At 54.8% G+C, this 5,544-nt stretch carries 6 protein-coding genes and 1 pseudogene; 2 read left to right on the top strand and 5 right to left on the bottom strand.

The features are described from left to right. Window positions 1-369 (top strand): zinc ribbon domain-containing protein (locus tag WMO23_RS10855; protein WP_435404769.1); only part of this gene is annotated, 369 nt, incomplete at its 5' end. Between the two features lie 95 nt (window positions 370-464). Further along, window positions 465-1,406: a DNA-binding transcriptional repressor DeoR gene (deoR, locus tag WMO23_RS10850; protein ID WP_301877532.1), complete on the top strand. Its 942-nt coding sequence runs from the start codon at window positions 465-467 to the stop codon at window positions 1,404-1,406. A 230-nt stretch (window positions 1,407-1,636) separates the two neighbouring features. Here deoR and WMO23_RS10845 read toward each other — a convergent pair whose 3' ends face one another. The 5 genes and pseudogenes from WMO23_RS10845 to WMO23_RS10825 all read right to left on the bottom strand — a co-directional run. Further along, window positions 1,637-3,049 (bottom strand): SGNH/GDSL hydrolase family protein, encoded by a 1,413-nt coding sequence (locus WMO23_RS10845; protein WP_301877531.1) that lies wholly within the window; start codon window positions 3,047-3,049, stop codon window positions 1,637-1,639. Then, window positions 3,042-4,244 (bottom strand): M48 family metallopeptidase, encoded by a 1,203-nt coding sequence (locus tag WMO23_RS10840; protein WP_020311623.1) that lies wholly within the window; start codon window positions 4,242-4,244, stop codon window positions 3,042-3,044. The genes WMO23_RS10845 and WMO23_RS10840 overlap by 8 nt, the downstream gene beginning before the upstream one ends. 5 nt (window positions 4,245-4,249) lie before the next feature. Further along, complete coding sequence (locus WMO23_RS10835; RefSeq protein WP_020311622.1) at window positions 4,250-4,519, bottom strand: GIY-YIG nuclease family protein; 270 nt, start codon at window positions 4,517-4,519, stop codon at window positions 4,250-4,252. A 7-nt stretch (window positions 4,520-4,526) separates the two neighbouring features. Then, window positions 4,527-5,009 (bottom strand): peptidylprolyl isomerase, encoded by a 483-nt coding sequence (locus WMO23_RS10830; RefSeq protein WP_020311621.1) that lies wholly within the window; start codon window positions 5,007-5,009, stop codon window positions 4,527-4,529. Window positions 5,010-5,352: 343 nt separating this feature from the next. Beyond that, window positions 5,353-5,544, bottom strand: a pseudogene (locus WMO23_RS10825) (zinc ribbon domain-containing protein); the annotation flags it as partial.

The raw sequence follows: 5,544 nt of genomic DNA, 5'->3' as shown, positions 1-5,544 counted from the left end.
GGACTAAAACTGGGCAAAGTGACGAATCAACATTTCACCCAAATCAGCCTGAGCTATCTGCGTAGTACCTTGAAACACCTGTGTGAACGCTACGGGATAACCTATCTGGAACAGGAAGAGTCCTATACCTCTCAGGCCAGCTGCCTGGATTTGGATGATATTCCCGTATACCAGCCGAATACACCCTATACAGGAACGTTCAGCGGGAAACGAGTCCAGCGCGGCCTGTACCGCTTCGCCAACGGCAGGACAGTCAATGCCGACATCAACGGCGCCGCCAACATACTCCGTAAAAGTAAGCAGAACTTCGATTTCGAAGGACTGTGTAAGGGGCTTTTGGACAGCCCTTTGAGAATAAGGCTATCCTGATTTCAGGAGGAAACTTAAACAGCAACCTTCTCAAGAATCTCCCGCTTCTATAAGCGGGAGAGGTTCAAAATATCTATAATTAAGGATGGATTCCTATGCAACATGATAAGAATAAACTAGCCATCAGCGCTGCCAAATTGTATTACCAGTCGGGCTTCAGCCAGGCCGAGATTGCCAAAGAGCTGCAGCTGTCCCGTCCGTCGGTATCGCGGCTTTTACAGTACGCCAAGGACATGGGCTTCGTGCGCATCGAAATCTTCGACCCCATCGAAGACCAGGGCCAGCTGGCCCAAAAAGCCGCCGCCGCATACGGCCTGCGCGATGTCTGCATCGCCAACGCCCCTATCGAAGATGAAGAAGAGGTCAAGAAATATATAGGCCAGCGCGGCGCTGCCTATATCAATGAAATCATCCAGGACGGGGACATCATCGGCGTCGGCTGGGGCACGACCCTGCACAGCCTGTCCCACCAGCTCATCCCCCATCCCCTGAAGGGCGCCCAGATTGTCCAGCTCGAAGGGGGCATCACCTTGTCGACGAGCGAAACCTTTGCCAATGAAATATTGGAAAAATTCGCCAAGAACTATGAAACTATCGCCCAGTACCTGCCGCTGCCGGTCCTCTTCGACTCGAAAGAGGTCAAGGAAATGGTCTACCGCGACCGCCACATCAAGCGCGTCCTGGAACTGGGCCGCAACGCCAACATCGCCATATTCAGCGTCGGCACCGTCCGCGACAATGCCTTGTTCTTCCGTCTGGGCTATGCCGACGCCCAGGAAAAGGCCTACCTCAAGAGCCACGCCGTCGGCGATATCTGCTCCCGCTTCTTCGATAAAGACGGAAATATCTCCAGCCAGGAGTTGAACGACCGCACCGTCGGTATCGCCCTCGATGACCTGCGCAACAAAGAATACAGCATCCTCCTGTCCGGCGGCGAAGGCAAAATCGCCAGTATCCGGGCGGCCCTAAAAGGAGGCTACGCCAACGTTCTCATCACCGACCAGTTCACAGCCAAACGATTACTGGAGAAGGTGTAAAAAAAGAGGCTGTCGCATATGCGACAGCCTCTTTTTCTATAGGGGCGACGTGGGGCGCCCGCTCCGGGATATGTACGGGATATGTACGATTTTCCAATCAGTCTGCTAAAAAATACTCCAAATCCTAGCAGGAGCGTCCACGCGGCGCCCCCTACAATCACGGGGATATCGGCCCGCTTATTAACGAACAAAGAACCACTAACCACTGGAAAGGGCGTCAGCCCTTTCCCTTACTCCCAGGCGCTATCGGGCAGGGCGGTGATGCTGGCCCAGGCGTTATTGATGGCAGCAGCCATCATTTTTTTGCCCGGCGGGTCGAGATGGAGTCCGTCCAGGGCCAGTTCGGTCTTGAGTTCGCCGCGGCTGTCGGCCATGCCCGGCGTGATGTCGATATGGACCTGCGTGTCGATGTAGTCGTTGACTTCGGCAATGGCGCCGCGCCAGTCATCGGCCGTATCCTGGTCGAAGGCAGCCTTGATGTTCTCCGGATTGAGCGGCGGAATGGTCAGGAAAACGGGCTTGATGCCATGGCTCAGGCATTTTTCCTTCAACGTCTGTAAGTCACTGATGACTTCACCGGCCGGCACGCCGGCGCGGAGGCTGTTGGAGCCGATGAGGATAATGACATACGACGGCTTGAAGGGCAGGACGTCGCGGTCGAAGCGTTCGACGCCCATGGCGCTCGTATCGCCGCTCTGGGCCAGGTTGATTGTCGGGAACATGAGATACGAAGCGTAACTGAAGTCCCAATCCGTCGGCGAATAGGAAATACTGCCGCCACCGTGGCTGATACTGTCGCCAAAGATAGCGACGACGCCCTGTTCCGCTGCCGGGTCCAGCTCAAAGGGCAGGGCATCGGAATAACCGCCAATAGGATTGCCTGCCCCATCCAGAGCCAGGACGCGCCAGTAAAAGGGCTTATCGCCCATGCGGGCCTTCTGGTCGTACTGCTGGGCATATTGCGGCGTGTAACTGTCGATGCGATGAATCGACGGCGCCGTACCATTCGGATCTTCCGGCAAATCGTTGAGGATTTCTACTTCATACTTGGCTGCCCCCGGTACGGCTATCCAGTCGTAGACCGGATAGAGCAGGGTCTGTCCCGGTCCCTGGTTGAAAAAGGACAAGGGCGTCGGCTTTTCCGTAAAAGGCTGGAAAATATCGACATGCGCTTCTTCGATATCCGAAAATTCACTGACCGGACGGCCCTTCAAATCGAGGCCGCGGACGCGCCAGTAAAAGACCTGTCCCAGGAAGGTATCGGGCAAATCCAGTTCCAGTCCCGTCGTATAAGCCTTCTGGTCATCCATGAAAGGCTCGTAAGACGTACTGACCTTTCCGTCATCGCCTTTTTCTTCCTCTTTCTTCAAGATCTGCACGTCATACATGACAGCCCCGTCGACACGGCTCCAGCGCAGGATGGGATGGCCATCAGCCGGATCCGTCGCCGGATAATGGAGAGTGACATGCGGTTTTTCCCGCAAAGCCGGCATGTCATCACTATCGGCCTTTACATGCTGCCGCGCTTCTTCCAGGGCCACGTCGACACCGTGGGAGTCCGTCGACTGACGGGCGCCGGCAAAGATGCCGACCCCCAGGGTCAGGGCCATGAGAGCCGTGATAAAAGCTAATTGTTTACGCATTCTTCTCCTTCTTATCTTTCTTATAACCGTACTTCTGGGTCCAGGCTTTATTCTGCTTCTGGATTTCCTTCTTGCTCAACATGGCCGGCTTGGCTTCCAGGGCCGACTGGATATTCTTGACGATAGCCGGCTGATCATCACCGTCAGCACAGGTCATGATGCGCAAGTCGTTGACATAGACATCGTTACCGCGGGACGCTACGTTCCACGACGGCTGCTTCTTGTTCATCGCTTCCGTAACGACCTTGTCGTCTTTCGTCGCTTCGCCGTAGACGTCATGCGTAGCCCGGGCCAGATTGCCCGCTACCAGGAAAGCCCGGCGCCGCGACGAATACGTCCCGGCTGCAGCCGGTGTGACGACGGGTTTGGCATTGACATAGACCGTGTTGCCGCCGACCTGGACGCGGTTGCCCGACCACAAGGTCATGCGGCCGGCCAGCTTTTCAATACGGCTCGACATCTGAGGATGATTATTCGGACTGATGACGCGCTTGAAGCCTTCCTGCCACAGTTCGCCGTACTGTTCGTAAACGTACTGCATGGACGAAGCCGCGCCGCCGACATTGTAGGCCGTGTTCTTGAAGACATTGAAGCCCGTCGCATCGGCCTGTTTTTCCTGGTCCATAGTGACGAATTCATTGTCGATGTAATTGACGGCCACACTGCCCAGGAGAATGTCGAGGACGTCGGCATTACCGCCAAGGGAAACGTCGATGAGCGTCGAAATACCGATACTCTTGAGGACGCCGTTGATGGCATGGCGTTTTTCGCCGTGCTGCATTTCATGGCACATGGTAAAGGCCAGTTCATCGTCGTTGAGGGCATCGAGCATCCCCTTATTGACGGAAATGACGCCGCCAATCGTTTCAAAGGCGTTCAACTCTTTCGACGGGTTGGCATAGACATCGTAATTGCGCTTGATGAGGCCCGTCGCTACGAGGTTGCGCTGGATATTTTCCAGACGGTCGCTGTAGGCTTCATTATCGACGACACCAGTCTTGGCCTGCGTATTGGCCAACATCTGCTTCTGATTGTTGTTGTCCATCTGGAGCAGCTGCTGTTTGGCCAGAGCCATAGTCGCTGCCCCATAGAGCAGGATCTGCGCCGTCGACGCAGCCGAAGCGATGGCGACAGGCGCCACGCAGAGAGACAGGCTGGCAACGAGAGTCGTCAGCCATTTTTTCCATAATTTCATCCCTATCATCCTCCCTCATCCGTTAGCGAAAGCTGTTCCCGGCAGAGCTTCTCCTTCTTCTTTTTCGTCCACTGCTTGATTTGCCATTCCCAATGCATGGCCTCGTGTTTTGTAGGAAAACCCTGGCACCAGGCCAGGGTTACAGGGCGACGGGAACGGGTATACTTAGCCCCTCTGCCGTCATTATGCGCTGCGACCCGCCGGGGCACATCCAGCGTCCAGCCCGTATATAAAGACTGGTCGGCGCAGCGCACCATATACGTATAATATAACATGAAGCCCTTAGGCTTCTTCCGTGACGATTTTCACCGTATTCAGGACAACATCTTCCAGCGGTTTATCGGCAAAATCGGTCTTGACTCTGCTGATGCCTTCGACGACGTCATAATCCTTGACGACCTTGCCGAAAATAGAATGATGGTTCTGGAGCCACGGCGTCGGGACGACCGTCACGAAGAACTGGGAACTGCCCGTATTGGGGCCGGCATTGGCCATAGCCAGGACACCGGGTTCGCTGAAATCGAGGCCCGGACCGAATTCATCAGGAATCGTCTGTTTCGAGCCGCCGCATCCCGTACCCGTCGGGTCGCCGCCTTGGATCATGAAATCGGCAATGATGCGATGGAAAATCGTGCCATCATAAAAACCGGATTTTGCCAAATTCACAAAATTTTCGACCGTAATCGGTGCCTTGTCTGCAAAAAGTTCTACCGTAAAATCGCCGCGGTTCGTCTGGAACACAGCGTATGTTTTATTGTCTGCCATAGTAACAGCCTCCTGTGTATATAATAAGGTATTGTATACGTTTATATTACCGTAGAATAGGCAATTCCGCAAGTAGTTAGGGCGCTAAAGCGCCCGCAGGCCGCCTCGGACTCAGATGCCGCTACGCGGCAACAGACTCAGAATAACGACATCGCCTCGAGTAACCCTCGGCTCGTAAAAATCGCCCCAATCGGGGCCTTTTCGTAGGGGCCGTCCCGACGGGCGGCCCGCCGCGAAATTCCACCACAGCTCACTCTGGCATGATGGCAGGTTTTTTGAACCTCTCCCGCTTATAGACGCGGGAGATTCTTGAGAAGGTTGCTGTTTAAGTTTTCTCCTGAAATCAGGATAGCCTTATTCTCAAAGGGCTGTCCAAAAGCCCCTTACACAGTTCCTCGAAATCGAAGTTCTGCTTACTTTTTCGGAGTATATTAGCGGCACCGTTGATGTCGGCATTGGCCGTCCTGCCGTTAGCGAAACGGTACAGGCCGCGCCGGATTCGTTTCCCGCTGAACGTTCCTGTATAGGGGGCATC

The organism is Megasphaera intestinihominis (assembly GCF_040096415.1).
GTDB lineage: Bacteria > Bacillota > Negativicutes > Veillonellales > Megasphaeraceae > Megasphaera > Megasphaera intestinihominis.
Note: the sequence above shows the minus strand (reverse complement) of the source record. Positions and strands in the feature narration are given on the sequence as shown.